A 24233-nucleotide genomic window follows, 5' to 3' on the forward strand; every position below is an offset into this window, starting at 1 on the left:
GCCATCTTAGAGGGCGGCCCATGGGACCCTGCCGATGCTCAGGCCGCGTTCGCGTTCCGATGCGCCTCGGCCGCCGCCTCGTTGTGGCGGAACAGGTCGGCCAGCGTCTTGCCCGGCTCATCGCGGAACGCGGTGTCGGTGACGATCATCTCGGCGATGCGGTCGACGCGGAAGCTGCGGAAACTCTCGCGGGTCTCGCACCACGCGGCCAGCGTCCACACCGCGCCCCAGTAGAAGCAACCGAGCGGGCGCACGGTGCGCTCAGTGCTGACCTCTTTCAGGTCGACGTACTGCAGCTGCACGCGGCGGCGCGATTCGGCGGCCAGCCGCAGCAGCTCCAGGTGCGAGCGCGCGCGCGGGTCGAACTCGAAGGTGGGGGCATACAGCGCGAGGCTCTCGGCCGCCGCGCGCGCCGCGCTGGGCAGCACCGACAGGATCTTCGACAGGGCCGCATCGGCACGCGCCGCCAGCGCCGCATCGATGCGCGGCTGCGCGATCCGCACGGCCGCCACCAGCGCCTGCGCCTCTTCGCCGGTGAACATCAGCGGCGGCAGGTCGAAGCCGGCGCGCATGCGGTAGCCGACACCGGCCTCGCCCTCGATCGGCACGCCCTGCAACTGCAGGTCGGCGACATCGCGGTACACCGTGCGCGCCGACACCTCGAGCCGCTCGGCGATGAACTCGGCCGTGGTCAGGCGCCGCCCGCGCACGAGCTGCACCAGCTGGAACAGGCGGTCGGCGCGGCGCATCAGTGGGGGTGGGCTCTCGTGGAGCCGGGGGTGGCGTTCATCGACGTCTCCTGGGCGCGAATGCTACGCCAGCGCGTGCAGGCCGATGCGGTTGCCTTCGCTGTCGGCGATGTGGGCGAAGCAGCCCATGTCGCCCGGCAGCGTGACCTTGGGCGTGGTGATCGCGCCACCGGCCGCCTGCACGCGGTCGAGCACCGCATCGAGCGAGGGCTGCGCGTTCAGGTAGACGATGGTGCCGCCCTGCGACGGCGGCGCGACGCGGTCGCCGGCGATCAGGCAGCCGCCGACGCCGGGATTGTCGTAGCCGAACACCGCCAGCGTCACGTCGCCCATCGGCTCGCGGCGCAGCGTGGTCGCGAACAGCTTCTCGTAGAAGGCCTGCGCACGGTCGAGGTCGGTGACCGGGATCTCGAACCAGTTGAGGGCGCTGCGGATGGGATCGGTCATGGCGGTCTCCGGGGTGGTGTCGATGGGTGGGTGGGATCGAACAGAGCCGCGATGCTGCGCGGCGACTGCTGACAACGTCTTGTCAGCAGCCGGCAGAATCCGGCCCATGTTTTCATTGCCGCGCACCGCCACCGCCCCGTTCTGCCCGTCCGAAGTCCGCGGCAGCATCGCCATCCCCGCCGGGGCCCCGCCGTGGCGCAAGCTGCTGCGGGTGGCCGGGCCGGGCCTGCTGGTGTCGGTCGGCTACATGGACCCCGGCAACTGGGCGACCGACATCGAGGCCGGTTCGCGCTACGGCTACGCGCTGCTGTGCGTGGTGCTGCTGTCCAGCCTCGCGGCGATGCTGCTGCAGACGCTCTCGCTGCGCCTCGGCCTGGTCGCCCGCAAGGACCTCGCGCGCGCCTGCCGCGACCACTACCCGAAGGCGACCAGCCGCGTGCTGTGGATCCTGGCCGAACTCGCGATCATCGCGTGCGACGTCGCCGAGGTGCTGGGCAGCGCGCTCGCGCTGCACCTGCTGTTCGGCGTCTCGCTGGTGACCGGCATCGTGATCACCGCATTCGACACGCTGGTGGTGCTCGGGCTGAAGGGCCAGGGCTTCCGCCAGATCGAGGCGATCGTGCTCGGGCTGATCGTGACGATCGGCGTCTGCTACGCGGTCGAACTCGCGATGGTCGGGCCCGACTGGCGTGCCGTCGCGCAGGGCTTCGTGCCGCGCCTGTCGGCGATCGAGAACCCGCAGGCGCTGTACCTCGCGATCGGCATCCTCGGCGCCACCGTGATGCCGCACAACCTGTACCTGCATTCATCGATCGTGCAGACGCGCCACGTCGAGGGCGACGATGCGAGCAAGCGCGAGGCGATCGGGCTGTCGACGCTCGACACCATCGTGTCGCTGTCGCTCGCGCTGCTGGTGAACGCGGCCATCCTGACGCTCGCGGCCTCGGCCTTCCACGGCAGCGGGCACACCGAGGTTACCGAGATCCAGGACGCTTATCACCTGCTGGATCCGCTGGTCGGCGGCGTGTTCGCGTCGGTGCTGTTCGGCGTCGCGCTGCTCGCGGCCGGGCAGAGCTCCACCTTCACCGGCACCATCGCCGGGCAGGTGCTGATGGAAGGCTTCCTCGACCTGAAGATCCCGTGCTGGCAGCGCCGCCTGATCACGCGCGGCCTCGCGCTGCTGCCGGCGCTGGGCGGCGTGCTGTGGCTGGGCGACGCCGGCGTGGGCAAGCTGCTGGTGGCCAGCCAGGTGGTGCTGAGCTTCCAGCTGCCGTTCGCGATCTGGCCGCTGATCCGCTTCACCAGCGACCGCGCGTTGATGGGATCGTTCGCGAACGGCCCGTGGCTGAAGGCCGGCGCGTGGACGCTGTTCGTGCTGATCAGCGTGGCCAACCTGTGGCTGGTGTCGGCGATCTGGCGCTGAGCCGATCATCCCCATAAAAAAGGATTGCAGCGCGGGGGATGCTTCGCTATTCTTCGCCGGCCAGTGCACACCAAGACGGGCACCACCCCGTGCACGCCGACATCGACTCCCCGTCGATGGTCAGTTCCCCCGCCTGAGCCACACGCTCGCTGAAGTCCGGTTGCGGCCCACCTGCCGCGCGCCGTTGCATGGCCGTACCCGATCGACCGCTTCCAGCGGACGCGCGGATTCCCTTTGCAGTCAGCCGTTCGAGGATGAGCGATGAACATTGTCGGCGTGAGCACCTTGCCAGCGTGTGGCGACGCAGTGCAGCGCCTGCTGGGCCGTCGCATCCCGGTGCGCTGAACGGACGCCGCACGATGCTCGACGAACTCAGGCAGATCATCGCGGCGCGCAGCCTCGCGCCGGTGCCGCTCGAAGCGCTGCGCGAACGCTTCGCCGACGGATGGCAGCCGCGGCGGCCGGCCGATGCGGTCGACTTCGCCGAGCACTTCTGCCGGTGGGTGCACGACAGCCTGCGCCACGACGACCTGCCGCGCACCGGACAGGCGGCCGAGCCTGCCGAGGTGGCGAACCAGGGCGCGAATGCGCTGATCGAGTTCATCGCACAACTGCCGACCGCGCTGCGCGACGAGATCGATGCGCTGGCGCAGTTCCGCACCGAGGTGCTGCGCCCCTGGGACGAACCCGTCACCGACGCCTACGTCGGCCTGTGCAACGTGGTCCACGACGTCTGGGCCCACCTGCTCGGCCCGGAGCAACTGGCCGATGCCGGCATCGCGCGGGCGCTGCTGCGGCTGGCGCCGCGCCACGCGCTCGACTACGGTGCCGGCGCCGGCCACGTCACGCTGCTGCTGGCGCTGAACGGCATCGCGACCGACGTGGTCGAGATCGATCCGGTGAAGCGGCTGTTCCTGCAGCGGCGCGCCGCGCGTGCCGGCGTGGCGCGCCTGGTCGGGCCCGGCATGTCGCGGCCGTCGTACGACATGGTGCTGGCGCTGAACGTGCTGGATCACCTGCAGGCGCCGCCCGAGTGCCTGCAGCAACTGGCCGAGCTGCTGCCGCCGGGCGGCTCGCTGGCGATCGCCGCCGAGTTTCCGCAGGACGGCTGGCACCAGGGCGACCCGGCCGCCGCCGAAACCTGCGCACAGCTGCTGAGCGACCGCTTCGAGCCGCGCCGCGATCACTACGGCGACGGCGACCTGCCGGTCGACTGGTTCGACATCTTCGTCAAGCGCGATGAGTTGCACCCCGGCATGGCCGGCGCGCTGCGTTGCCCGCGGCTGCACCCGCGCGCCCGCTGGCAGGCGCCCCCCAACGAGGCCGACCCGGCCACGCCGGGCGTGCTGAACGCCACCGCGTTCTACACGCTGCCCTGCGCGCTCGACGGCGACACCGCCCGGCTGTGCGACGCCTTCGACGGCCGCCGCCCGCTCGCCGAGCTGGCCGACACGCTGGAGCTCGAGCTCGATACGCTGGAGGCCTTCTGCAGCTTCCTGCACTCACGGCGGCTGCTGACGTGGCACGGCCACCCGGCGGCCGACCGGCCCCACCACCGCCAGCACGATCACAAGGAGACGCCACCATGTGGAGCACTCACCTGAAGAACGCGGTCACCCCCCTTCGACCCACCCTGGAGAGTTGAGATGGCCTTGGCAGAAGTATCGGCCTTGATGCAGGACCACGACGCCGACCTGGTCGGCGCGGCCGCACGGCTGCGCGCGATCGCACCGTCGGCACTCGAAGCCGACGACCTCGCGTCGTACAGCTGGCTGGTGAACCACGTGATCGGCGAGAAGGGCCACGACTGGCCTGGTGCGCGGGCCTTGCTGGAGGCCCTGCCGGCGCTGGCCGGCCAGCCGCCGGTGGTGCTGCGCAACCGCGCGGTCGCCTTTGCGATGGGCGGCGCCGCGCTGCAGGCCTGGCAGGCCGAGGGCGAGCTGGCCCAGGCGCTCGCCTGCGGCCCGACGCTTGCGGCCACCGCGGTGCGCCTGGGGGCCTTGCAGCACCTGGCCGGCAGCGCCGATCCGCGGCTGGTGGCGACGAGCCTCGCGCCCTGCGTGCAGGCGATCGAAGCCGCACCGGCCGGCGGCCCGGTGCTGGTGATGGCGGCGCGCGCGATCAACAACGCGATCTCCGGCTGGCTGGAGCACCCGCAGCCGGCCACCGCCGACCCGGCGGTGGCAGCGGCGATGACCCGGGCCGCGCGCTGCTGCAAGACGATCTGGCAGCACGCCGGCACCTGGATACAGGTGGAGCGGGCCGACTACCTGATCGCGCTGGTGGCCAACGCGCTCGGCGACTGGGAGGCCGCGGCGCGGGCCGCCCGCGACGGCATCCGGATGATCGAAGCGAACGGCAGCGAAGACGTCGACCGCGCCTTCCTGCTGCTCGAACTGGCGCGCGCCCGGCACGGGATGGGCGAAGGCGAGGCGGCGCGCACCACGCGCGATGCCTCGTTCTCGCTGGCCGAGCGCTTCGACGAGCCCGGGCTGCGCGAATGGTTCGACCGCAAGGCGGGCGCGTTGGCTGCGTTGACTTCGGCGCCGGCGTCGGCGAGCACCGCCTAGGCCCCCAAGGGCGCTCTTCTGTTGTCAAACTTGCGGGCGACACTCGCGAGCCACCCGCGCGACCACCAGCTGTGGTGTGCGCTCGGCATGCGGTCGACGGCCATGCCGGGGACGCGCCTGGACACGCATTTCCTGGCGACGAGCTGGCTGCGGTTGATCGCGCAACAGCGCGCTGACCTGACAGGCCACGGGTTCCGCGTTCAATTCACCGGCTCGCTACCGGAGGGGCTGCGCTCACGCTTCCTTCGGACATGCCGGACCAGCCACTCGACGCCAACGCCCAGCGCGAACAGCGCCGGCAACGTGACACCGCCCACCCCCAGGTAGGCATCGCGCCAGCTGGTGCAATCCATCACCCAGCTGAGCCCGACATGATCGAGCAGCCACGTCTGCGGCGCCAGCGGATACCACAGCCAGGTGCGATGCCACTCGGTCGTTGCCGCGCTCAGCCCACCGGCCATCCAGATGCAGATGACGCACAGGTACAGGTAGAGCACGCACAGCACGAAGCCGGTCCAGCTCATCCTCCATCGGGGCCAGCGCCTGCCGGCGGGTGCCGTCGGGGTTTTCAGTGCCTGGGCTTGGGCTTGCGTCATCGTCTGCTCCTTGAGCGGTGGAATCGGCGCTGAGCTTGGGGACACTTTGTGCAGGGAAATTGCAGATAGGTATGCCGCCGCGAGATGGCGCCATGCGTGATTCAGATGGCTGGTTCGGCCGGCGGCTTGCTCTACAAGAAGCGCGTGCTGGGATGCTGCACTCCGTCACCTCGCACACCTTCGTGTCGCTCGCGGATGCCGCATCGTGTTCAGGTCACGACACCGGTTCTGCGGGTGGCTGATGGCGCTGTCAACACGCACGCAGTCAGGACGTAGAAATGCCCCACGCGAGTCGGGGCGCTCTCGTCATCGGGTGATCCTGTACCCTGGCTTGCTGTGATCCTCCAACGCCATTGAATCCGCGCGAATTCGGATTTCAACTTCTGTGCGTTCACCGATCGAATCAACAGCATCCACGTTCATGACGATCAAGTACTTCGCTTGCTCTCCTGCAAGCGGCTCTGCTCTGATGCCGTTGATGGAGTCGTTCGGAATCACGCCGCTCGGTTCGAAGGCCACACTTTTCACACCCTCGAAAACGATGAAACCATCTGGCAGATCTTCGGCCGTGTAGTGATCCCATGCAGTTGATCGAACGCGAGAGATGCACGTCACCTGAACTTTGACTTCAGAGTTCCAGCCATCGATCAACACCGACTTGCAGCCGCGATCGCCGACGTAGATGGTCTTCAAAAAATCGACAACGTTCATAGTGGTGATGCCGCGCGAAACAGGGCGGTGGCCTGGGCCTCACAATTGGTCTGACAGCTTCGCACAGACAAAGAGAGCAATTTGTCCGGATGATTTCACCTCGTCATGGTGCCCCAGGAACGTCAGCAACTCCGTCGAAAGAAAATCGTCGAGGTCCCAGACCTTCTTGGCCTCTTCGTCCAGCGGCAGGTTGTGAATCAAGTTGAGGATCAGGCCCGCGCTGCGAAGATCAGACACCTTGATCTGCTCTATCGCAACAGCAATGCACCGTTCGAAGATCCTTCTCGTAGCAGCATCTGCAATTGAAGGGATCTCCGGAAGGGCCGCTTCCAAAGTGGGCAAGACATACTCCGTCGTACGCCCGGACATCAGCAAGTTGCTGCAGGAGATCACAGCCTCAGATATTTTCTGTTTGGCAAACATCAACAGCCTCCGGCTGACTACTCCAATTTCGTCTTCCACTTCTCCCGCGCAGAGTTCAGGCTCTCGTGGTTGGCTCCTCCCGCGTAGTCCGGATCTGTAGATTGCACTGGATCATCTTCCCATCCACAAACTTCGCAGATCTCATAGCTTCCCAATGCTCCTAGCGTTCGAGAGCCGCAGCAGGGACAAGGATGCAATTCCTCAATAGATGTGCTCATTGCTTGTTCCAATAGTTGATACCGTCGGTCGGCCTGAACATGGTTTTTGGAGCGCCATCAGTTCCTTTCACCAAGAACGTATTCGTTGCGCGGTCGTAGATCAAAGTCTCCGCGCCTCGCCCCTTCGTCAACGCAGTGGCGGGTGGCTTCGCAGCCAAGGACCGCGCCGCTTCAACATACTGCTTTGAATTGTTCAGTTCCGGAAACTCACTTTTGTGCTTGTTCCAATGCCCAAGCGCGTTCTCAACGGAGGACAGCTTCTTTGTAGACGACCAGACGGGCGCGTTTACTGCTGCGGCGCTCCCAGCCTTCGGCACCGTTACCCCAACCCCAATCATGCCGCTACCGAGCGCCGCACTTGCCATCGGCGCGAGTGTCGACAGATCGTTGGTTCCTTGGCGGCCCGCGACGGTCACGATGGCAAAGCCCATCCGCACCTTGTTCGGTCCGGAACTGGGGTCGTCGCCCTTCAATTCGAGGTACTGTTGGAACAGCTGCTGCATCTTTGCAACGTCACCGGCCTCCATGGCATCCGTGAACTGCCGGTTGATCTTCTGGATCGCGGGTCCCAGGTCTGTCGGCGCCTGTTGCTGGGATTGCGTTGGCGTCCCCGAACTTGCCGGGCTCGTTGTCGACGACTCATTCGAAGTCTGAGGTTTCGTGGTACCGCCGTCATTGACAGCCACGCCCGTCTTGCCGCCCTCTGTCTTCGTTTCATTGTCGTCAGCGGCCGATTCGAATTTCACTCTGCAGTCAGGCTTCCCCAAACAGATGCTGTCGCTGGTGGTGTTGATGCGTATGGGGTCCAACCCCGATGGGTCGGTGAACGCCAACGCGTTGTTCAGCACATAGCTGTAGCGATTGAACGCCTGCGCATTCGTCGGATCCGGCACGGTCGGGTCCGCGCTCGTGTGGCGCCCGAGCAGCGGGTCGTACATGCGCGCGTTCATGTTCACCAGCCCGAGTTGATCGAGGTGCTCGTGCCCGGTGTAGCCGCTGTGGTCCTGCGTGTTCTTCAGGTTGCCCCATTGCGGGCCGGAGTCGTCGCTACCGTCCGCGTTGCGCCGGCGGCCCCAGGCGTCGTAGCTCATGCGCTGCAGCACCGACTGAGCCTGGTCCATCTCGGCGAGCGTGGAGCCGAGGTGATCGGTCAGGAAGTAGCGCAGGTTGCGCGTGGCAACCGCTGTCGGCGCGATCGCCGTGCCGCTGAACTTCTCCTCGATGAAGCCGAGTTGCGCCGGCAGCATCGTGCGGATCGTCGTCGTGTTGGCCGCGGTGTCGATCTCCTTCTCGACCGCGCCGCCGTACCAGATCGTTGTGGTCGCTGATCCGGCCACACCCGCGCTCATCGGGCTGATCGTCTGGCGCGTCCGTGCGTGATCGGGTCCGTACAGGAACGCCGTGCGCTGCACCGCGTTGGCCCCGTCGAGCTTGTCGATGCTCGACGGCATGTCGTACGAGGTCCACGCGTAGCTGCGGCCCAGACCGGTCTTCAAGTTGCCGTTGACTTCGTAGCCGAAGCCGGGGTTCGTCAGCCCCGCCACTGTGCCCTGCACCACCGAGACTGCGTTCGGCCCAATGCTGCCTGCGCCCGACGGCGGGTAGCGGTACAGCCCCACGCCGGTCTTGCTCGTCAGGTTGCCCAGTTCGTCGTAGGTCGTCGTCTTGACACTGCTGCCGATCGCGCTCGTGTACAGCCGGTTCAAGCTGTCGTACGTGAAGCTCTCGTTCAGAGTGGCGCCACCGTTCACCATCAGCTGGCTGCGGCTCTCCAGGTTCCCGAGCACGTCGTAGTCGTAGCCGTCGTTCTGGTACTGCGCATCGGCCGCAGACACCCCGCTGCGGATGCTGTTCAAGCGCCCGGTGTACGGGTTGTAGCCACGGCGCGTGACCATGCCGTTGCCCAGCTGCTCCTGCGTCAGCCGGCCCTCCGCATCCATCGATTGCGCGGTCCACAGCGTGATTGCGGTCGTGGACGTGCCTTCATAGCGGTCGATGCGGTCCACGTAGCCGAGCGCGTTGTAGTGCTGCTGGAAGGAGTTGCCTGCAGCCGTTGCTGTCACACCTGCGCCTCGCGCCGCCCGGCTCTGCGTCGTGCGGTCCGGGCGTCCGAACGCGTCGTACGTCACCTTGCTCGCGTAATCGGCGTCCAGACTCGTCACCGTGCTGCTGGGCCGGCCGACTGCGTCGTAGCTGAGCACGCGCCGGTAGTCCTTCGCGTTGGCCGCCCAGGTGTAGGTCTCGGCCAACTCGCCGGTGCCGTTTGCGGCCGTGTCGTACTCCCAGCGGCTGTCCAGGTCGGGCTCCAGTCGACGCGTCATGCGCCCCAGCACATCGAACTCGAAGCTCGTCGTCTGCTGCTTCGAATCGGTCTGCTGGCGCGTCTGGCCCAGCGGGTCGACCACGTAGGTCCAGTGCCCGAGGTTCGGGTCGTCCAGCGTCGTCTTGCGACCGAGCCGGTCGTAGCCGATCTCGATGCGGTTGCCCTTCGGGTCGATCGTGCGCGCCAGGCTGCCGAAGGCCCCATAGACATAGCGCGTCGTCGCGCCGTACGCATCGGTGACGGACGCCAGTTGGCCCGCGGCATTGCGCACCTCGGTACGCGCTTGTCCCTTCGCGTTGAGGCTCGTGCGGCTCAGGCCGTTGTAGCTGAAGCTCGCGCTGTCGACGCCGCTGCCGGTCTTGGTCGGTGCGTTGATCTGCCAGACCCGGCCGAGGGCGTCACGGTCGTAGCTCGTCCACACCGCGCTCTGGCCAGTGGCGTACGGGCGCGAGAGCCGCTGCACGCGGCCCTGGGCGTCGTAGACCTTCTCGCTGAGCACGGCGGTGCCGTCAAAACCCCAGTGGCGCGACAGCACCTCGTGGCCGGCCGCGTCCTCGAAGGTCTCGCTCGGGCTGGTGGTCTGGCTGGCCTCGTTTGCACCGCCCCATTGCTGCGTGATGGTGACCGTCGCGGCGCCGTTCAGGCAGCTGTCCGCGCATTGTCGGTACGCGGTGCTGGTGGCCGTGCCGTCGGCGCGGCTCTCGCGCAGCTTGCGGCCCCAGCCGTCGTATTGCCAGCGCGCCGTCAGCCGATCCGGGTCCGTCGTGCTCAGCACGTTGCCGCTGCCCGCATCGTGCGTGCTCGTGGTCTCGTGGCCCTTTGCGTTGGTGCTCTTCTCGGCGTAGCGGAAGCGGCTGTCGTAGTCGGAGCCATCGCTGCGCGTCCTGGTCTCGCCGGTGACCGGGTCGCGCCAGGTCACGGTGCGCTTGCGCGTCACGCCGTAGTTCGCGTCAGGCTCCATCACGGTGGTGACCGTGTAGCGCGCGTCGTCGGGCTCGACCGTCTGCTTGACCGGCGTGCCGTACGCGTCGTACTCGTAGGTCACCGTGCGCGTCACGGGCTGACCGGCTGTCTGCGCCTGCGTCATCCCGCACAGCGCCAGCAGCGCGGCTGCGATCCCGACCCGGACCATCTTGTTCTTCATCGTGCTCATGTGCACTTCCCCGTCTTGATCGTGCCGCTCACCCCGATCGACGCGGCGGGATAGTTGCCGCCGCTGACCGTGATGTTCTGGTTCAGCGTGCCAGCCGTGCAGCCCGTGATGAACACCACACCCACGGTGCACGACGCGCCCGCGCCGAGCTGTGCACCAGCGACGCAAGTGCCGCCCTGTCGACTGAAACTCGCCCCGCCGGAGATCGCCGGCCAGGTGAAGTTCAATGCCGCAGGCGCCGCTCCGGTGTTGGACACCGTCACCGTCCGCACCGCCGAGGTCTGGTCCATCGCCTGCGATCCGAACGCCAGCGACGTGGGATTGACCGTCACCGTCGTGTTGCTCGGTGTCGGTAGCACCGTCAGCGTCACCGAGATCGGCGGCACCGAACCTCCCATCGACGAGGTGCCAGTGATCGTGCCGGTGTAGGTTCCGGCCGTCGTCGGAGACACCACCTGCCACATGCCACTGCATCCGGTGGATGCCCCGCCACAGATCAAGGTGTTGTTCGTCAGGCTCATGCCGCCGTTCACCGACAGCGTGAGGGTGGTGGAGGTCGGTGCGCTGTTGCTGTAGGCCGTGCTCGCCACCGCCGCCGTCGGAGCCGTGGACGAACCGCTGATCGACGTCGTGGACACGCTGATGACCGGCAGGATGTAGCCCGTCCCCGACACGCTGAAGGTGTTGGTGTTGGTGTTGAACGAATACGCTGCCATCGTCAATCCGCTGCCCGCGTAGTTGCCCGCAGCGCTCGGCGTGAAGCTCACCGTCGCCGTGCAGCTGCCGCCCGGGGTGACGTTGCCGCAATTCCCGGTGTTCACGCCGAAGCCAGCCGGCAGGTTTGCGATGCCCGCATTGGTCGCCCAGTCGTAGGCCGTGTTGCCGTCGTTCGTCAGGCTGATGCCCTGCGTCGCACTGCTGCCCACGGCCACGTTGCCGAAGGCCAGGCTCGTCGATCCCCAGCGCGGCACGGCCGTGCGCGTCGTCCAGCTCACCGTCGTCGTCGCCGGTGCGGTGGTTGCGCCGCTGGGCGCAAAGGCTTGACTCTGGTTGATCCCCTGCACATTGGTCGCCGCGTTGATCACCAGGTTGCAGCTCGCCCCGGCCGCCACCGCGCTGCAGCCGTTGCTCGCCACACTCAGCGGTGCCGCGAGCGTGGGTGTGCCCAAGGTCATCGGCAGGTTGCCGTCGTTGCGGTATGTCGCGGTGACCGTCTGCGCGGCCGCGCCGTACCACGTCGCGGGCACCGTGAGGCTCGCGGCCGAGGTCAGCGTGGCCACCGTGCCGGTGCCATTGCCGCCCACCGGAATCGACAGGTTCACACCGTTCGCGATGGAGATGCCCCCATTGGCACCACCCTGCATCCGCGGGTACGAGCCCAGCACCTGCACGCTCGCGCCGATGCCGTTGGCGATCGCCGTCGGCTTGAAGCTCACCGTCACCGTGCAGGCCGCTCCCGCCGCGAGGGCGCTGCCGCAGGTGTGCGTCAGCGGGTAGTCCCCCGGCTTCGTACCCGCCAGCGTGATCGACAGGTTCGCGAGCGTCCCGCCGTTCGTCGCGTTGTTCGTCAGCGTGAGGCTCTGTGCCGCGCTCGTCGTGTTCACCGCCACGTTGCCGAACGACAGGCTGCTCACGTTGGGCATGGTGGTCGCCACCGAGAAGCCGTAGCTCTGCTGCACCGTGTAGGTCGTGCCCGTGGCACCCACCACCTGGTAGCTGATCTGGTCGACAGCAGTGTACGAACCCGGTGTCGCCTGGGCCCCGGTGCCGAAGAAGGTCTGGCACGACGCACCTGGCGCCAGCACCGTGGTGCCGGGCTGGCAGTAGCCTGCTTGGCCTTGCCACGACCAGATTCCCGCCGGCCCCGCGACCGCCGTGTGCGCGGTGATCAGCAACGAGACGCTGCTGTTGTTCTTGATGGTCGGCCAGTCGCCCGAGTCGGACGCCGCGCCGATGGCGCCCCACTGCGTGGACACCGGCACGAAGACCAGCGGGGGCGGGGCCACCGTCAACGACACCGCCTTCGAGGCCGCACCGCCCGCCGGCGACGGCGTCGCGCTGAGCGTGCCGCTGTAGATGCCGACGGCTGCGCCGGAGCTCAGCACCACCGCGCCGCAATCGGCGGTGTTGGCCGAACAGTTCGCCGGCCCGGTCACCGTGGTACCGGCCGGTGCTGCGTATGCGATCGACGAGGCCACCGTCTGTCCGCTGTTGCCCAGCGTGCAGCTGATCCACGCCAGCGCCGGCACCGCCGCCGGGCTCAACGTGTTGCAGGCCGAGAACGTCAGTGCAGACGGCGTGGCCGCCACGTCGCCCGCCTGCTGTGCCGCCTTGGTCACCGTCGTCTTGCGCAGCAGGCCGATCAGCCAGGGGCCGCTGAGGTTGTCGTAGGTGTTGACCGTTGTGGTCGTGAAGCTGTCGCCGCCGCCGCTCACCGTCTCGCTGCTCGACGTGATGTTGCCGAAGGCGTCGATGCCGTTCGGGCTGTTGACCTGCGTCGTGCGAGTCACCATCGCCGAGTTGTCCAGGTCGCGCGTGGCGCTGGTGCTGCTGCTCGTGTAGGTGAACAGCGCACCACCGGTTGTCGCGAACGACGCGGGCGTGGTGTCGCTCTGGCTCAGCACGACCCCGTTGGCCTGCGTCGCCTTGAGCTGCTCCGGCATGCCGATGAACGGGTCGTTCTGGCGGAAGCGGCTCAGCGTGGTCACGCCGGTGGAGGCGTCGGTCGATTCGATCGTCTCGAAGCCGGCCGAACCCAGCCCCTGCAGGTTGCTGCGCAGGCCCTGGTAGCGGTAGTCGGTGGTGAGCCAGCCGCCCTGGCCGTTGGCGACGCGGCGCTGCGACACCAGCGGCGGGCCGCTGACCACGTTGCGCAGCGGCCAAGCCACGTCGGCACCACGCGTGTAGACGCTGGCGTCATCCATGCGCTTGTAGCTGAACTGCGTCTGCTGGCCTTCGCCATCGGTCACCGACTCGAGCAGGTCGCTGCTGCCGCCGTTGCCCGTCAGCGCCACATACCAGCTGCCCGCCGAGTTGCTGGCGGCGATGTAGTAGGCCCGGTCCGGGATGCTGTCGCCGTTGAAGTCGCCGACGTACGAGGCCGTCGCAGTCCCCGGACTGGCCGGGGTCCACGCTCGGCAGGCAATGTTCACGCTGCCGCCGTAGGTGGCACCGAGCTGGTACGGCGCGCTGTCGCCGATCTGGCAGACCGCCGCACTGCGATACGCATCGGCGCGGCCGTCCGCATCGAAGTCGCCGACGTTCGAGAACCCGATGCCGCTGGTCATGCCCTGAATCGGCGAACAAGCCAGTGACACGCCGGTCGAGCGACATATCTTGGCGGAGGTCACGCCATTGAGGACGTGGGATTCGAGCACGTCGCTATAGCTGTCGTACGGATCGCCGTTCTGGTCCGACAGAACCGTGGTGCCGGGGTCGGGGATCACCGGCAGGAAGAAGTCGGTCTGCCCCATCGGCGTGGACCTCACCAGCCCTTGGTCGGTCGACAGGAAAACACTTGCGTCGCTGAAGGCGCCCGATTTCTGCGTGATGATGAAATCGGTGCGCCCGTCGCCGTTGAAATCGCCGGTCACCTTCTTGATGTTCGGCCCGCTCTCCCAATCGGTCTGCGTGGCCAGCACGAACTCGGCGGTGTCATAGGCGGAGCAGACACCGCCCGTGGCCATCGCAGTACACAGCTTGGAGCCGCCCTTGCTGCCGTTCTTGTCGACAGACAGGATGTCGTCGCGCCCGTCGCCATTGAAATCGCCCACCAGCGCCGTGTTGACGCTCGCCGCCGGGCCGTTCCAGGTGCCGCAGGAGAACGCGCTGCCGGTGGACAGGCACACACTCCAGCTCGCGTTGGGCTGTCCCGCCTGCGGCGGCAGCGCGATGTCCATGCGGCCGTCACCGTTGAAATCGCCCTGGACCACCGGTCGATCTCCGTTGGCCGGGCCGGCCCAGGTCTGGCACGAGAACGTCGTGCGCCGCGACAGGCACACGCGCCACGTTCCGTTGCCGTCCGAGCGCACCAGGTCGGCGGCGCCGTCACCATCGAAGTCGCCCATCAGCACCTGCGTCTGCACCTGCTGCGTCTTGTTGCCGAGCTCCAGGTTCGTCGGATTCAGCTCCTGCAGCTGCGGCACCGGGCCACCCCAGTTGCCGCTGCCGGCCGCCGCGAAGGTCTCTGCCGCGCTGTCGCGCACCGTCCACGCGAAGCGCGTGGCCGGCAGGCAGTTGCCCGCGCCGTCGCAATCGCTGATCGCGTCGACCAGGCTGCGCCCGTTGATCGGATTGGTCCTGTAGGCCACGCGATAGTCGCGCACCAGCGTGCCGCCACTGCCGTCGGCGGCCGTGTCGATGCGCGTCTGGATCGCCCTCAGCCGCTGCGTGCGACTCAGCAGGCTGCCCGCCACGTAGCCCTGCCACGGATCGGGCCGGGTCTCATAGATGAAGTTGACCGCGTTGTACGGCACCAGCCCCGTGCTGTCGTTGCCGGTGTAGCGGATGCGCGCCGGAACCATCTCGCCGAGCGCGCTGTCCTTGGCGTAGCCGATGCTGTAGTAGCTGCCGCGCCGGTCTTGCGAGCGCGACAGCGCCCAGCGCAGGTTGCGCGTGCCGCCTTGCACGTCGAGCGTCGAGTCGGCCGTGCCGCCATAAGTCATCACCTGGCCCGACTTGAGGTAGACCGTCCATGCGTCCGGCCCCTTCGCGGCATCGGTGACGACGGGAACGATCTTGCTGAAGCCGTCGATGCGCGTGCGGTACTCGCTGCCGTTCGAGCCGGTCACCGGCAACAGCCGTTGGCCATCGAGGCAGAACACGTCGGCCGTGCTCAACGACACCGCGGTGCGCACGCCATCGACCGCGAACGTCTTGCCGCAGCGCGCGATGCTCGATTGCCCACCCAGCGCCCAGCCGCGCCCGAGCGTGCCCGTGCCGGACTGACTCGAGTAGTTCAACGACACGCCAGGTGCCACACCCGCCGTGCCCGGCGGCACCGCGATCGACACCGAGTACGTCGCCGCACCCGCGCCCACCGATGCCCGCCCGGCCAGGCTGCCCGCCACCGGCCCCGACAGGTTCGGCGGTTGAACGGTGACGGCCGTCTGCGCGAGTGCCGCCATCGGAACGCCGAAAAGAACGGCCGTCGCGGCAAGCACCGCAACAGCCATGCGCGGCCGTGCCACGGCCCCATGACGTGAATGATTCAAGGATTTCCCCCAATGAGCTTCGAGCACCACGCCATGCGCATCGATCGTGCGACTTCGGCTGTGCCGCGCAACCGTCGGTGCGTCAGCAGTGGGGGTGCACGTTATGAACCGGGCGCAGGCCGGTCAAGGCACTCCGATGGGGGTGTGGCGAATTCGCGATACCAGCGATCGCTGCATTCAATCTCCACAATCTGCTGCTAGTTCAGCTCGCCACCGTCTGCCGCACCGCGCGCTCCCACTCCGCCATCAAGGCCTGCGAACGCTCGCGCGACATCGTCGGGTGGAAGGTGCGTTCGACCTGCCACTGCCTCGCCAGTTCATCGAGCCCGCTGTAGACACCGCACGACAGCCCGGCCAGCGAGGCGGCGCCGAGCGCGGTCGTCTCGATCACCTTCGGCCGCACGACCGGAATGCCCAGCAGGTCGGCCTGGAACTGCATCAGCAGGTTGTTGACGCAAGCCCCGCCATCCACGCGCAGTTCGCTGACCGGCGCGCCGCCCGCCGCCACCGCATCGCGCCCCATCGCCTGCAGCAACGCCGCGCTCTGGAAGGCGATGCTCTCCAGCGCCGCGCGCGCGATGTGCGCCACCGTGGTGCCGCGCGTCAGCCCGACGATCGCACCGCGCGCATCCGCCTTCCAGTACGGCGCGCCGAGCCCGGTGAAGGCCGGCACGAACATCACGCCGCCGGCATCAGGCACGCTCTCGGCCAGCGACTGCACCTCGCTGCTCGCCTTGATCGCGTTCAGCCCGTCGCGCAGCCACTGCACCACCGCACCGCCGATGAAGACGCTGCCCTCAAGCGCGAATTCGGTCTGCGCCGTCGGCTGCGCCGCGCTGGTGGTGATCAGCCCGTTGGTCGAGGTCTGGAACTGCGCACCGGTGTGCATCAGCATGAAGCAGCCGGTGCCGTAGGTGTTCTTCGCGAGGCCGGCGCGAAAGCACGCCTGGCCGAACAGCGCGCTCTGCTGGTCGCCGGCGACGCCGCCGATCGGCAGCGAGGCGCCCAGCAGCCCGGCCTTCGTGTGGCCGTACATGTGGCTCGATGGGAACACCTGCGGCAGCACCTCGCGCGGCACGTCGAGCAGCTGCAGCAGTTCATCGTCCCACGTGTTGCGGCGCACGTTCAGCAGCAGCGTGCGCGACGCGTTGCTGACGTCGGTGGCATGCACCGCGCCGCCGGTCAGGTGCCACATCAGCCACGAATCGACCGTGCCGAAGGCCAGCTCGCCGCGCGACGCCGCCTCGCGCGCGCCGCCCACGTGGTCGAGGATCCACTTCAGCTTTGTGCCGGAGAAGTAGGCGTCGATGATCAGCCCGGTCTTCTCGCGGAAGGTGGCCTCGAGTCCGCGCTCGCGCAGCGCCGCGCAGGTCGGCTCGGCGCGGCGGTCCTGCCAGACGATCGCGTTGTACAGCGGCTCGCCGGTGCGGCGGTTCCACACCACCGTGGTCTCGCGCTGGTTGGTGATGCCGATCGACGCGATGTCGCTGGCGCTGATGCGGGCCTTCGCGAGCACCTCCTTCGCGGTCGCGAGCTGCGAGTGCCAGATCTCCATCGGATCGTGCTCGACCCAGCCCGGCTGCGGGTAGATCTGGCGGAACTCGCGCTGCGCCATCGCGACGATGCCGCCGGCGCGGTCGAACACGATGCTGCGCGAACTGGAGGTGCCCTGGTCGAGGGCCAGCAGGAATTTCGGTGTGCTCATGGCGTGATGAAGCTCAGGCGGCGACCTCGCATTGGACGCCCGCATCGGCCAACAGGGAAGGGAAAGGCTCGGGCGGCGCCTGGTCGGTGAACAGCGCATCGATCTCGGCAAAGCCGGCCACCTGCACCATCGCCGGCCGGTTGAACTTGCTGTGGTCGGCTGCCACCCACACCTGGCGCGACTGCTCGATGATCGCGCGCGCCACCTTCACCTCGCGGAAATCGAAGTCGCGCAGCGTGCCGTCGCTCTCGATGCCCGAGATGCCGATCAGCCCGATGTCGACCTTGAACTGCTTGATGAAATCCACCGTCGCCTCGCCGACGATGCCGCGGTCGCGCGAGCGCACCACGCCGCCAGCCACGATGACCTCGCAGTCCGGGTTGTCCGACAGGATCGCCGCGACGTTCAGGTTGTTCGTGATCACGCGCAGCCCCTTGTGGCGCATCAGCTCGCGCGCAATGGCCTCGGTGGTGGTGCCGATGTTCAGGATCAGCGAGCAGCCCTCGGGCACGCCCTGCGCCACGCTGCGCGCGATGCGCTGCTTGGCCTGCTCGTTGAGCTGCTGGCGCTGCCGATAGGCGATGTTCTCGGTGGTGGAGCTGGGCAGCCGCACGCCGCCATGGAAGCGCGCCAGCAGCCCGGCATCGGACAGCAGCTTCACGTCGCGCCGCACCGTCTGCAGCGTCACGCCGAACTGGTCGCTGAGCGCCTCCACCGTGGCCGTGCCGCGCGCGCGCACCTCGTCGAGCAGCAGCGATTGGCGCGGGTTCGGGGTCATGGCGGCGGAGGGTACCGAATGCCCGAACGAAAACAGATGCTGGATTTCCTGGGTTGCATCACTTTCGTTTTTCGCATAAAACGAAAAAAGAAGATCACAAACGAACGCAACCGAACACTGCACCGAACAACAACACGAACCTCGCCGACGGCGAGGTGTCGATGGGCCAGGAGACGATTTCTTGAATCAACCATTGCCGGCTGACGTGGACGTGCTCGTCGTGGGCGGCGGCATCAATGGCGCCGGCATTGCGCGCGACCTGGCGGGCCGTGGCGTGCGCGTGCTGGTGTGCGAGAAGGACGACCTCGCGCAGCACACCTCGTCGGCCTCGACCAAGCTGATCCACGGCGGCCTGCGCTACCTGGAGTACTACGAGTTCTCGCTGGTGCGCAAGGCGCTGGCCGAGCGCGAGGTGCTGCTGAAGGGCGCCCCGCACATCATGTGGCCGCTTCGCTTCGTGATGCCGCACGACGCCAGCATGCGGCCGGTGTGGATGATCCGCGCCGGGCTGTTCCTGTACGACCACCTCGCCAAGCGCGAGGTGCTGGCCGGCTCGCGCACGGTGTCGCTGCGCGAGCACCCGGCCGGCGCGCCGCTGAAGCCGCAGTACACCCGCGGCTTCGTCTATTCCGACGGCTGGGTCGACGATGCGCGGCTGGTGGTGCTGAACGCCCGCGACGCGGCCGACCGCGGCGCGACGGTGCTGACGCGCTGGCGCTGCATCGATGCGCAGCGCGGCGACAGCACCTGGCGCGTCACGCTGCAAGCGGGCGACGGCCGCACGCACACGCTGAATGCGCGCGCGCTGGTGAATGCTGCCGGGCCGTGGGCCGCGCAGTTCCTCGCCGAAGGCACGCACGCGCCGCGCGCCAAGTCGCTGCGCTTGGTGAAGGGCAGCCACATCGTCGTGAAGAAGCTGTTCGACCACGACCACGCCTACATCTTCCAGAACCCGGACCGCCGCATCATCTTCGCGATTCCCTACCAGGACGGCGAGTTCACGCTGATCGGCACCACCGACGTCGAGCACCACGGCGCGATCGGCGACGCCCGCATCGACGACAGCGAGATCGCCTACCTGTGCGAACAGGCGAGCCGCTATTTCGCGAAGCCGGTGCTGCCGGCCGACGTGGTGTGGACGTACTCCGGCGTGCGGCCGCTGCTCGACGACGAATCGGGCGACCCGTCGGCGGTGACGCGCGACTACTCGCTCGAGCTCGACACCTCGAAGGCGGCGCTGCTGTCGGTGTGGGGCGGCAAGATCACGACCTTCCGCAAGCTGGCCGAAGAGGCCGCCGACCTGCTGGCCACGCCACTCGGCACGACGCGCGGCGCGTGGACGGCCGGCGCCTTCCTGCCCGGTGGCGACCTCAGCGTGTGGATCGGCGACCCGCAGCGCCCCGACACCGACTTCGCGCGCTTCGAGCAGGCCTTCGCGCTGCGCCACCCGCAGCTGCCGGCCGCCATGCGCCACCGCCTGGCGCGCTGCTACGGCTCGCGCGTGCAGGTGCTGCTGGCGAACGGCCCCGGCGCCGAGGTGGTGCCCGGGCTGCACGAGGCCGAACTGGCCTACCTGCACGACCACGAATGGGCGCGCGAGCCCGACGACGTGCTGTGGCGCCGCACCAAGCTCGGCCTGCACCTGACACCGGCCCAGCGCGAGCAAGTCGCTCTCTGGTGCGCGCAACACTGGCGCGGCACGCCCACCGCGGCGCCGCAGACGAGACCTTCGGAGACCTCATGGAATTGACGCTGGAGCGCATCGGCAAGCAGGTCGGTGCGCAGACCCACCTCTACCCGCTGGACCTGACCCTGGTCCCGCGTGCGGTGACCGTGCTGCTGGGCGCGACCCAGGCCGGCAAGACCTCGCTGATGCGCGTGATGGCGGGGCTGGACACGCCGACGCAAGGCCGTGTGCTGGCCGACGGCCGCGACGTGACCGGCCTGCCGGTGCGCGAGCGCAACGTGTCGATGGTCTACCAGCAGTTCATCAACTACCCGTCGATGACGGTGGCCGACAACATCGCGTCGCCGCTGAAGCTGCGCGGCGAGAAGGGCATCGCCGAGCGCGTGCAGGAGCTGGCGAAGCGGCTGCACATCGAGCCGTTCCTGAAGCGGCTGCCGGCCGAGCTGTCGGGCGGACAGCAGCAGCGCGTGGCCCTGGCACGGGCGCTCGCGAAGAAGGCGCCGTTGATGCTGCTCGACGAGCCGCTGGTGAACCTGGACTACAAGCTGCGCGAGGAACTGCGCGACGAGCTGTCGCAGCTGTTCGCGGCGGGCGAATCGACCGTCGTGTATGCGACCACCGAACCGACCGAGGCCTTGCTGCTCGGCGGCTACACCGCGGTGATGGATGCCGGCGAGCTGCTGCAGTACGGCCCGACCGCGGAGGTGTTCCACCGGCCGCAGTCGATCCGCGTCGCGCGTGCGTTCAGCGATCCGCCGATGAACCTGGTCGAGGGCACGCACGCGACGATCGGTGTCTCGCTGCAGGCGGGCGTGAACCTCTCGGTGCCGCTGCCGGCCTCGAGCACGCCGGCGCTGACGATCGGCATCCGCGCGAGCGCGTTGCGGGTCCACCAGCGCGATGGCGATGTGGCGTTGCCGGGCAAGGTCGAGCTGGCCGAGATCTCCGGCTCCGACACCTTCGTGCACGTCGACACGCCGATCGGCGAGCTGGTCGCGCAGCTGACCGGCGTTCACCAGTTCACGCTGGGCGAAGCGGTGACGCTGTACCTGAACGCGGCGCAGGTACACGTGTTCGATTCTGCGGGCCGGTTGCTGGTGGCCCCGAACCGGGAGGGCATCTGAGATGGCACGCATCGATCTCGACCTGGCGCATGCCTACAAGCCGAACCCGCAACGCGACGAAGACTACGCGCTGCTGCCGCTGAAGATGACCTTCGACGACGGCGGCGCCTACGCGCTGCTCGGCCCGTCCGGCTGCGGCAAGACCACGCTGCTCAACATCATCTCCGGCCTCGTGACGCCGTCGCAGGGCACCGTGAAGTTCGGCGGGCAGGACGTCACCGGCCAGTCACCGCAGCAGCGCAACATCGCGCAGGTGTTCCAGTTCCCCGTCATCTACGACACGATGACCGTCGCCGAGAACCTCGCGTTTCCGCTGCGCAACCGGGGCGTAGCACCCGACCGCATCCGCCAGCGCGTCGGCCAGATCGCCGAGATGCTGGAGATGAGCGGCCAGCTGAACACGCGCGCCGCCGGCCTGTCGGCCGATGCCAAGCAGAAGATCTCGCTGGGCCGCGGCTTGGTGCGCGAAGACGTCTCGGCGGTGCTGTTCGACGAGCCATTGACCGTCATCGACCCGCACCTGAAATGGCAGCTGCGCCGCAAGCTGAAGCAGATCCACCACGAGCTGAAGCTGACCCTGGTCTACGTGACCCACGACCAGGTCGAAGCGCTGACCTTCGCCGACCAGGTGGTCGTGATGACGCGCGGCCGCGCGGTGCAGGTGGGCAGTGCGTCGGCGCTGTTCGAGCGGCCGCAGCACCGCTTCGTCGGCCATTTCATCGGCTCGCCGGGCATGAACTTCCTGCCGGTGCGCTGGACCGGACAGGGCATCGACGTGGCCGGCCGCGTGCTGCCGATGGCGCGCAACCCGCTGCAGGGCGAAGGCAGCTTCGCGCTCGGCGTGCGGCCGGAGTACGTGGCACTCGCCGCGCCGGAGGCCGCGGGCGCCGTGCCCGCCACCGTGACGCAGGCGCAGGACATCGGCACCTACTGGCTGCTCGGCGCGCGCATCGGGTCCGGCGACAGCGAGCAGACGATCCGCGCCCGGCTGTCGCCCGACCAGCGCATCCCGCGCGTCGGCGATGCGGTGTGGCTGTCGCTGGTCGGTGCGCACACCTGCTGGTACCGCGACGATGTATTGATCGATTCTTCCGTGGAGGTGGCGGCATGAAGCCCGTCAACCAGAAAGCCTGGCTGCTGATCTTGCCGGTGGTGTTGTGCGTCGCGTTCTCGGCGGTGCTGCCGCTGATGACGGTGGTGAACTACTCGGTGCAGGACATCATCTCGCCCGAGCGGCGCGTGTTCGTCGGCACCGAATGGTTCAAGTCGGTGATGCGCGACGAAGACCTGCAGGGCGCGCTGCTGCGCCAGATCGTCTTCTCGCTGGCGGTGCTGCTGGTGGAAATTCCGCTGGGCATCGGGCTGGCCCTCTCGATGCCGGCCAAGGGCGCGCGCTCGTCGGCGGTACTGGTGCTGGTGGCGATCTCGCTGCTGATCCCGTGGAACGTGGTCGGCACCATCTGGCAGATCTACGGCCGCACCGACATCGGCCTGATGGGCGCGGCGCTCGCGAAGCTGGGCATCGACTACAGCTACACCGGCAACGCGACCGATGCCTGGCTCACCGTGCTGCTGATGGACGTGTGGCACTGGACGCCGCTGGTCGCGCTGCTGTGCTTCGCCGGGCTGCGCGCGATCCCCGATGCGTACTACCAGGCCGCGCGCATCGACGGCGCGAGCAAGTTCGCGGTGTTCCGCTTCATCCAGCTGCCCAAGCTGCGCGGCGTGCTGATGATCGCGGTGCTGCTGCGCTTCATGGACAGTTTCATGATCTACACCGAGCCCTTCGTGCTGACCGGCGGCGGGCCCGGCAACGCGACCACCTTCCTGAGCCAGTACCTGACGCAGAAGGCGGTCGGCCAGTTCGACCTCGGCCCGGCCGCGGCCTTCTCGCTGATCTACTTCTTGATCATCCTGCTGCTGTGCTTCATCCTCTACAACTGGATGCAGCGGGTGGGCCAGGACGCGACGACGAGCGAAGGAGCCGCCCATGGATGAGCGCCGTTTCAAGAAGCGGGTGATCTTCCTGCTGCTGTACCTGGTGTTCGCGATCCTGCCGGTGTACTGGATGGTGAACATGTCGTTCAAGACGAACGAGGAGATCCTGTCGTCGTTCAGCCTGTGGCCGCAGCATTTCACGTTCGACCACTACCGCACGATCTTCACCGATGAGTCCTGGTACTCGGGCTACATCAACTCGATGATCTACGTGGCCATCAACACGGTGATCTCGCTGCTGGTGGCGCTGCCGGCGGCGTATGCGTTCTCGCGCTACAGCTTCCTCGGCGACAAGCATGTGTTCTTCTGGCTGCTGACCAACCGGATGACGCCGCCGGCGGTGTTTTTGCTGCCGTTCTTCCAGCTGTACACGACGCTCGGGCTGATGGACACGCACATCGCGGTGGCGCTGGCGCACCTGCTGTTCAACGTGCCGCTGGCGGTGTGGATCCTGGAAGGCTTCATGAGCGGCATCCCGCGCGAGATCGACGAGACGGCCTACATCGACGGCTACTCGTTCCCGCGCTTCTTCTTGACGATCTACATCCCGCTGATCAAGGCCGGCGTTGGCGTGGCGGCGTTCTTCTGCTTCATGTTCAGCTGGGTCGAGCTGCTGATGGCGCGCACGCTGACCAGCGTGAACGCGAAGCCGATCGTCGCGGTGATGACGCGCACGGTGAGCGCATCAGGCATGGACTGGGGCGTGCTGGCCGCGGCCGGCGTGCTGACCATCGTGCCGGGCGCGATCGTGATCTGGTTCGTGCGGCATTACATCGCCAAGGGTTTCGCGATGGGGAGAGTGTGATGTTCGACTGGATGGCATGGACCCTGCCGGTGGCGGTGTTCTTCGTCTGCATCGTGCTGATGCTGGCCGGCATGACGGTGTGGGAGATCAAGTCGCCGACGACCTTGCGCCGCGGCTTCCTGCCGATCGCGACGACGCGCGGCGACCGGCTCTTCATCGGGCTGCTCAGCGCGGCGTACGTGAACCTCGCGTTCGTCGCGTTCAGCGAAAGGATGGTGGGCTGGTTCGGGCTGGCGGAGGAGCCGTCGATCTGGATCAGCTTCGTGGTCTCGATGGCCGTGCTGGCGCTGGTCATGCGCAAGGGTTGAGC

At 67.8% G+C, this 24233-nt stretch carries 19 protein-coding genes; 9 read left to right on the top strand and 10 right to left on the bottom strand.

What is annotated here, in order from left to right; genetic code table 11:
- Positions 1 to 38 precede the first annotated feature (38 nt).
- A complete protein-coding gene (locus BUE42_RS03180; protein WP_073462641.1) occupies positions 39 to 749 on the bottom strand; it encodes a helix-turn-helix transcriptional regulator in 711 nt (236 codons plus the stop codon).
- Positions 750 to 812: 63 nt separating this feature from the next.
- Positions 813 to 1196 (bottom strand): VOC family protein, encoded by a 384-nt coding sequence (locus BUE42_RS03185; RefSeq protein ID WP_235002051.1) that lies wholly within the window; start codon positions 1194 to 1196, stop codon positions 813 to 815.
- A gap of 106 nt (positions 1197 to 1302) precedes the next feature.
- Between BUE42_RS03185 and BUE42_RS03190 the strand changes: the two genes are divergently transcribed.
- The 3 genes from BUE42_RS03190 to BUE42_RS03200 all read left to right on the top strand — a co-directional run bounded on the left by BUE42_RS03190 (position 1303) and on the right by BUE42_RS03200 (position 5189).
- Positions 1303 to 2619 carry an Nramp family divalent metal transporter gene (locus tag BUE42_RS03190; protein ID WP_073462642.1) on the top strand — a complete coding sequence of 439 codons (1317 nt, stop codon included), beginning with the start codon at positions 1303 to 1305 and terminating at the stop codon, positions 2617 to 2619.
- 359 nt (positions 2620 to 2978) lie between these two features.
- Positions 2979 to 4223 carry a class I SAM-dependent methyltransferase gene (locus BUE42_RS03195; RefSeq protein ID WP_073462643.1) on the top strand — a complete coding sequence of 415 codons (1245 nt, stop codon included), beginning with the start codon at positions 2979 to 2981 and terminating at the stop codon, positions 4221 to 4223.
- Positions 4224 to 4265: 42 nt separating this feature from the next.
- Positions 4266 to 5189, top strand: a complete 924-nt coding sequence (locus BUE42_RS03200) for a hypothetical protein (RefSeq protein WP_073462644.1) — start codon at positions 4266 to 4268, stop codon at positions 5187 to 5189.
- Positions 5190 to 5389: 200 nt separating this feature from the next.
- On the opposite strand, the gene BUE42_RS03205 is transcribed toward BUE42_RS03200, so the two are convergent.
- The 8 genes from BUE42_RS03205 to BUE42_RS03240 form a co-directional block, all read right to left on the bottom strand.
- On the bottom strand, positions 5390 to 5785 hold the full coding sequence (locus BUE42_RS03205) for a hypothetical protein (RefSeq protein WP_143171273.1): 396 nt from the start codon (positions 5783 to 5785) through the stop codon (positions 5390 to 5392).
- A 306-nt stretch (positions 5786 to 6091) separates the two neighbouring features.
- On the bottom strand, positions 6092 to 6496 hold the full coding sequence (locus BUE42_RS03210; protein WP_073462646.1) for a DUF6258 family protein: 405 nt from the start codon (positions 6494 to 6496) through the stop codon (positions 6092 to 6094).
- A 39-nt stretch (positions 6497 to 6535) separates the two neighbouring features.
- Entirely contained in the window at positions 6536 to 6919 is a 384-nt protein-coding gene (locus BUE42_RS03215) for a hypothetical protein (protein WP_073462647.1), read from the bottom strand.
- A gap of 17 nt (positions 6920 to 6936) precedes the next feature.
- Positions 6937 to 7137 (bottom strand): CPCC family cysteine-rich protein, encoded by a 201-nt coding sequence (locus BUE42_RS03220; RefSeq protein ID WP_143171274.1) that lies wholly within the window; start codon positions 7135 to 7137, stop codon positions 6937 to 6939.
- Positions 7134 to 10547, bottom strand: a complete 3414-nt coding sequence (locus BUE42_RS03225) for an RHS repeat-associated core domain-containing protein (RefSeq protein ID WP_159445361.1) — start codon at positions 10545 to 10547, stop codon at positions 7134 to 7136. The genes BUE42_RS03220 and BUE42_RS03225 overlap by 4 nt, the downstream gene beginning before the upstream one ends.
- Before the next feature lie 62 nt (positions 10548 to 10609).
- The gene (locus BUE42_RS03230; RefSeq protein ID WP_073462649.1) at positions 10610 to 15739 is read right to left on the bottom strand and encodes a choice-of-anchor D domain-containing protein; all 5130 of its coding nucleotides are present in this window, start codon (positions 15737 to 15739) and stop codon (positions 10610 to 10612) included.
- Between the two features lie 289 nt (positions 15740 to 16028).
- The gene (gene glpK, locus BUE42_RS03235; protein ID WP_073462650.1) at positions 16029 to 17531 is read right to left on the bottom strand and encodes a glycerol kinase GlpK; all 1503 of its coding nucleotides are present in this window, start codon (positions 17529 to 17531) and stop codon (positions 16029 to 16031) included.
- 13 nt (positions 17532 to 17544) lie between these two features.
- Positions 17545 to 18309: a DeoR/GlpR family DNA-binding transcription regulator gene (locus tag BUE42_RS03240; protein WP_073462651.1), complete on the bottom strand. Its 765-nt coding sequence runs from the start codon at positions 18307 to 18309 to the stop codon at positions 17545 to 17547.
- Between the two features lie 181 nt (positions 18310 to 18490).
- On the opposite strand from BUE42_RS03240, the gene glpD reads away from it, so the two are divergent.
- From glpD to BUE42_RS03270, 6 genes are read left to right on the top strand one after another with little or no spacing between them, the layout of a single operon-like run.
- A complete protein-coding gene (gene glpD / locus BUE42_RS03245) occupies positions 18491 to 20059 on the top strand; it encodes a glycerol-3-phosphate dehydrogenase (protein WP_073462652.1) in 1569 nt (522 codons plus the stop codon).
- Positions 20050 to 21120 (top strand): ABC transporter ATP-binding protein, encoded by a 1071-nt coding sequence (locus BUE42_RS03250; protein WP_073462653.1) that lies wholly within the window; start codon positions 20050 to 20052, stop codon positions 21118 to 21120. The genes glpD and BUE42_RS03250 overlap by 10 nt, the downstream gene beginning before the upstream one ends.
- A 1-nt stretch (position 21121) precedes the next feature.
- On the top strand, positions 21122 to 22231 hold the full coding sequence (locus BUE42_RS03255) for an ABC transporter ATP-binding protein (protein ID WP_073462654.1): 1110 nt from the start codon (positions 21122 to 21124) through the stop codon (positions 22229 to 22231).
- Positions 22228 to 23118: a carbohydrate ABC transporter permease gene (locus BUE42_RS03260; RefSeq protein WP_073462656.1), complete on the top strand. Its 891-nt coding sequence runs from the start codon at positions 22228 to 22230 to the stop codon at positions 23116 to 23118. The genes BUE42_RS03255 and BUE42_RS03260 overlap by 4 nt, the downstream gene beginning before the upstream one ends.
- Positions 23111 to 23923, top strand: coding sequence for a carbohydrate ABC transporter permease (locus BUE42_RS03265; protein WP_073462657.1), 813 nt, complete (start codon positions 23111 to 23113; stop codon positions 23921 to 23923). The genes BUE42_RS03260 and BUE42_RS03265 overlap by 8 nt, the downstream gene beginning before the upstream one ends.
- A complete protein-coding gene (locus BUE42_RS03270) occupies positions 23923 to 24231 on the top strand; it encodes a DUF2160 domain-containing protein (RefSeq protein ID WP_073462659.1) in 309 nt (102 codons plus the stop codon). Before BUE42_RS03265 ends, BUE42_RS03270 begins: the two co-directional genes overlap by 1 nt.
- Positions 24232 to 24233 lie beyond the last annotated feature (2 nt).

Origin of the sequence: Rhizobacter sp. OV335, assembly GCF_900142965.1 — a bacterium.
Taxonomy (GTDB): Bacteria; Pseudomonadota; Gammaproteobacteria; order Burkholderiales; family Burkholderiaceae_C; genus Rhizobacter.

Excerpts from the sequence above, each read along its gene's own strand:
- BUE42_RS03180 (WP_073462641.1), bottom strand. The coding sequence starts at position 749 with ATGCGCCGCGCCGACCGCCTGTTCCAGCTGGTGCAGCTCGTGCGCGGG.
- BUE42_RS03185 (WP_235002051.1), bottom strand. The coding sequence starts at position 1,196 with ATGACCGATCCCATCCGCAGCGCCCTCAACTGGTTCGAGATCCCGGTC.
- BUE42_RS03190 (WP_073462642.1), top strand. The coding sequence starts at position 1,303 with ATGTTTTCATTGCCGCGCACCGCCACCGCCCCGTTCTGCCCGTCCGAA.
- BUE42_RS03195 (WP_073462643.1), top strand. The coding sequence starts at position 2,979 with ATGCTCGACGAACTCAGGCAGATCATCGCGGCGCGCAGCCTCGCGCCG.
- BUE42_RS03200 (WP_073462644.1), top strand. The coding sequence starts at position 4,266 with ATGGCCTTGGCAGAAGTATCGGCCTTGATGCAGGACCACGACGCCGAC.
- BUE42_RS03205 (WP_143171273.1), bottom strand. The coding sequence starts at position 5,785 with ATGACGCAAGCCCAAGCCCAGGCACTGAAAACCCCGACGGCACCCGCC.
- BUE42_RS03210 (WP_073462646.1), bottom strand. The coding sequence starts at position 6,496 with ATGAACGTTGTCGATTTTTTGAAGACCATCTACGTCGGCGATCGCGGC.
- BUE42_RS03215 (WP_073462647.1), bottom strand. The coding sequence starts at position 6,919 with ATGTTTGCCAAACAGAAAATATCTGAGGCTGTGATCTCCTGCAGCAAC.
- BUE42_RS03220 (WP_143171274.1), bottom strand. The coding sequence starts at position 7,137 with ATGAGCACATCTATTGAGGAATTGCATCCTTGTCCCTGCTGCGGCTCT.
- BUE42_RS03225 (WP_159445361.1), bottom strand. The coding sequence starts at position 10,547 with ATGACGCAGGCGCAGACAGCCGGTCAGCCCGTGACGCGCACGGTGACC.
- BUE42_RS03230 (WP_073462649.1), bottom strand. The coding sequence starts at position 15,739 with ATGGCGGCACTCGCGCAGACGGCCGTCACCGTTCAACCGCCGAACCTG.
- glpK (WP_073462650.1), bottom strand. The coding sequence starts at position 17,531 with ATGAGCACACCGAAATTCCTGCTGGCCCTCGACCAGGGCACCTCCAGT.
- BUE42_RS03240 (WP_073462651.1), bottom strand. The coding sequence starts at position 18,309 with ATGACCCCGAACCCGCGCCAATCGCTGCTGCTCGACGAGGTGCGCGCG.
- BUE42_RS03250 (WP_073462653.1), top strand. The coding sequence starts at position 20,050 with ATGGAATTGACGCTGGAGCGCATCGGCAAGCAGGTCGGTGCGCAGACC.
- BUE42_RS03255 (WP_073462654.1), top strand. The coding sequence starts at position 21,122 with ATGGCACGCATCGATCTCGACCTGGCGCATGCCTACAAGCCGAACCCG.
- BUE42_RS03260 (WP_073462656.1), top strand. The coding sequence starts at position 22,228 with ATGAAGCCCGTCAACCAGAAAGCCTGGCTGCTGATCTTGCCGGTGGTG.
- BUE42_RS03265 (WP_073462657.1), top strand. The coding sequence starts at position 23,111 with ATGGATGAGCGCCGTTTCAAGAAGCGGGTGATCTTCCTGCTGCTGTAC.
- BUE42_RS03270 (WP_073462659.1), top strand. The coding sequence starts at position 23,923 with ATGTTCGACTGGATGGCATGGACCCTGCCGGTGGCGGTGTTCTTCGTC.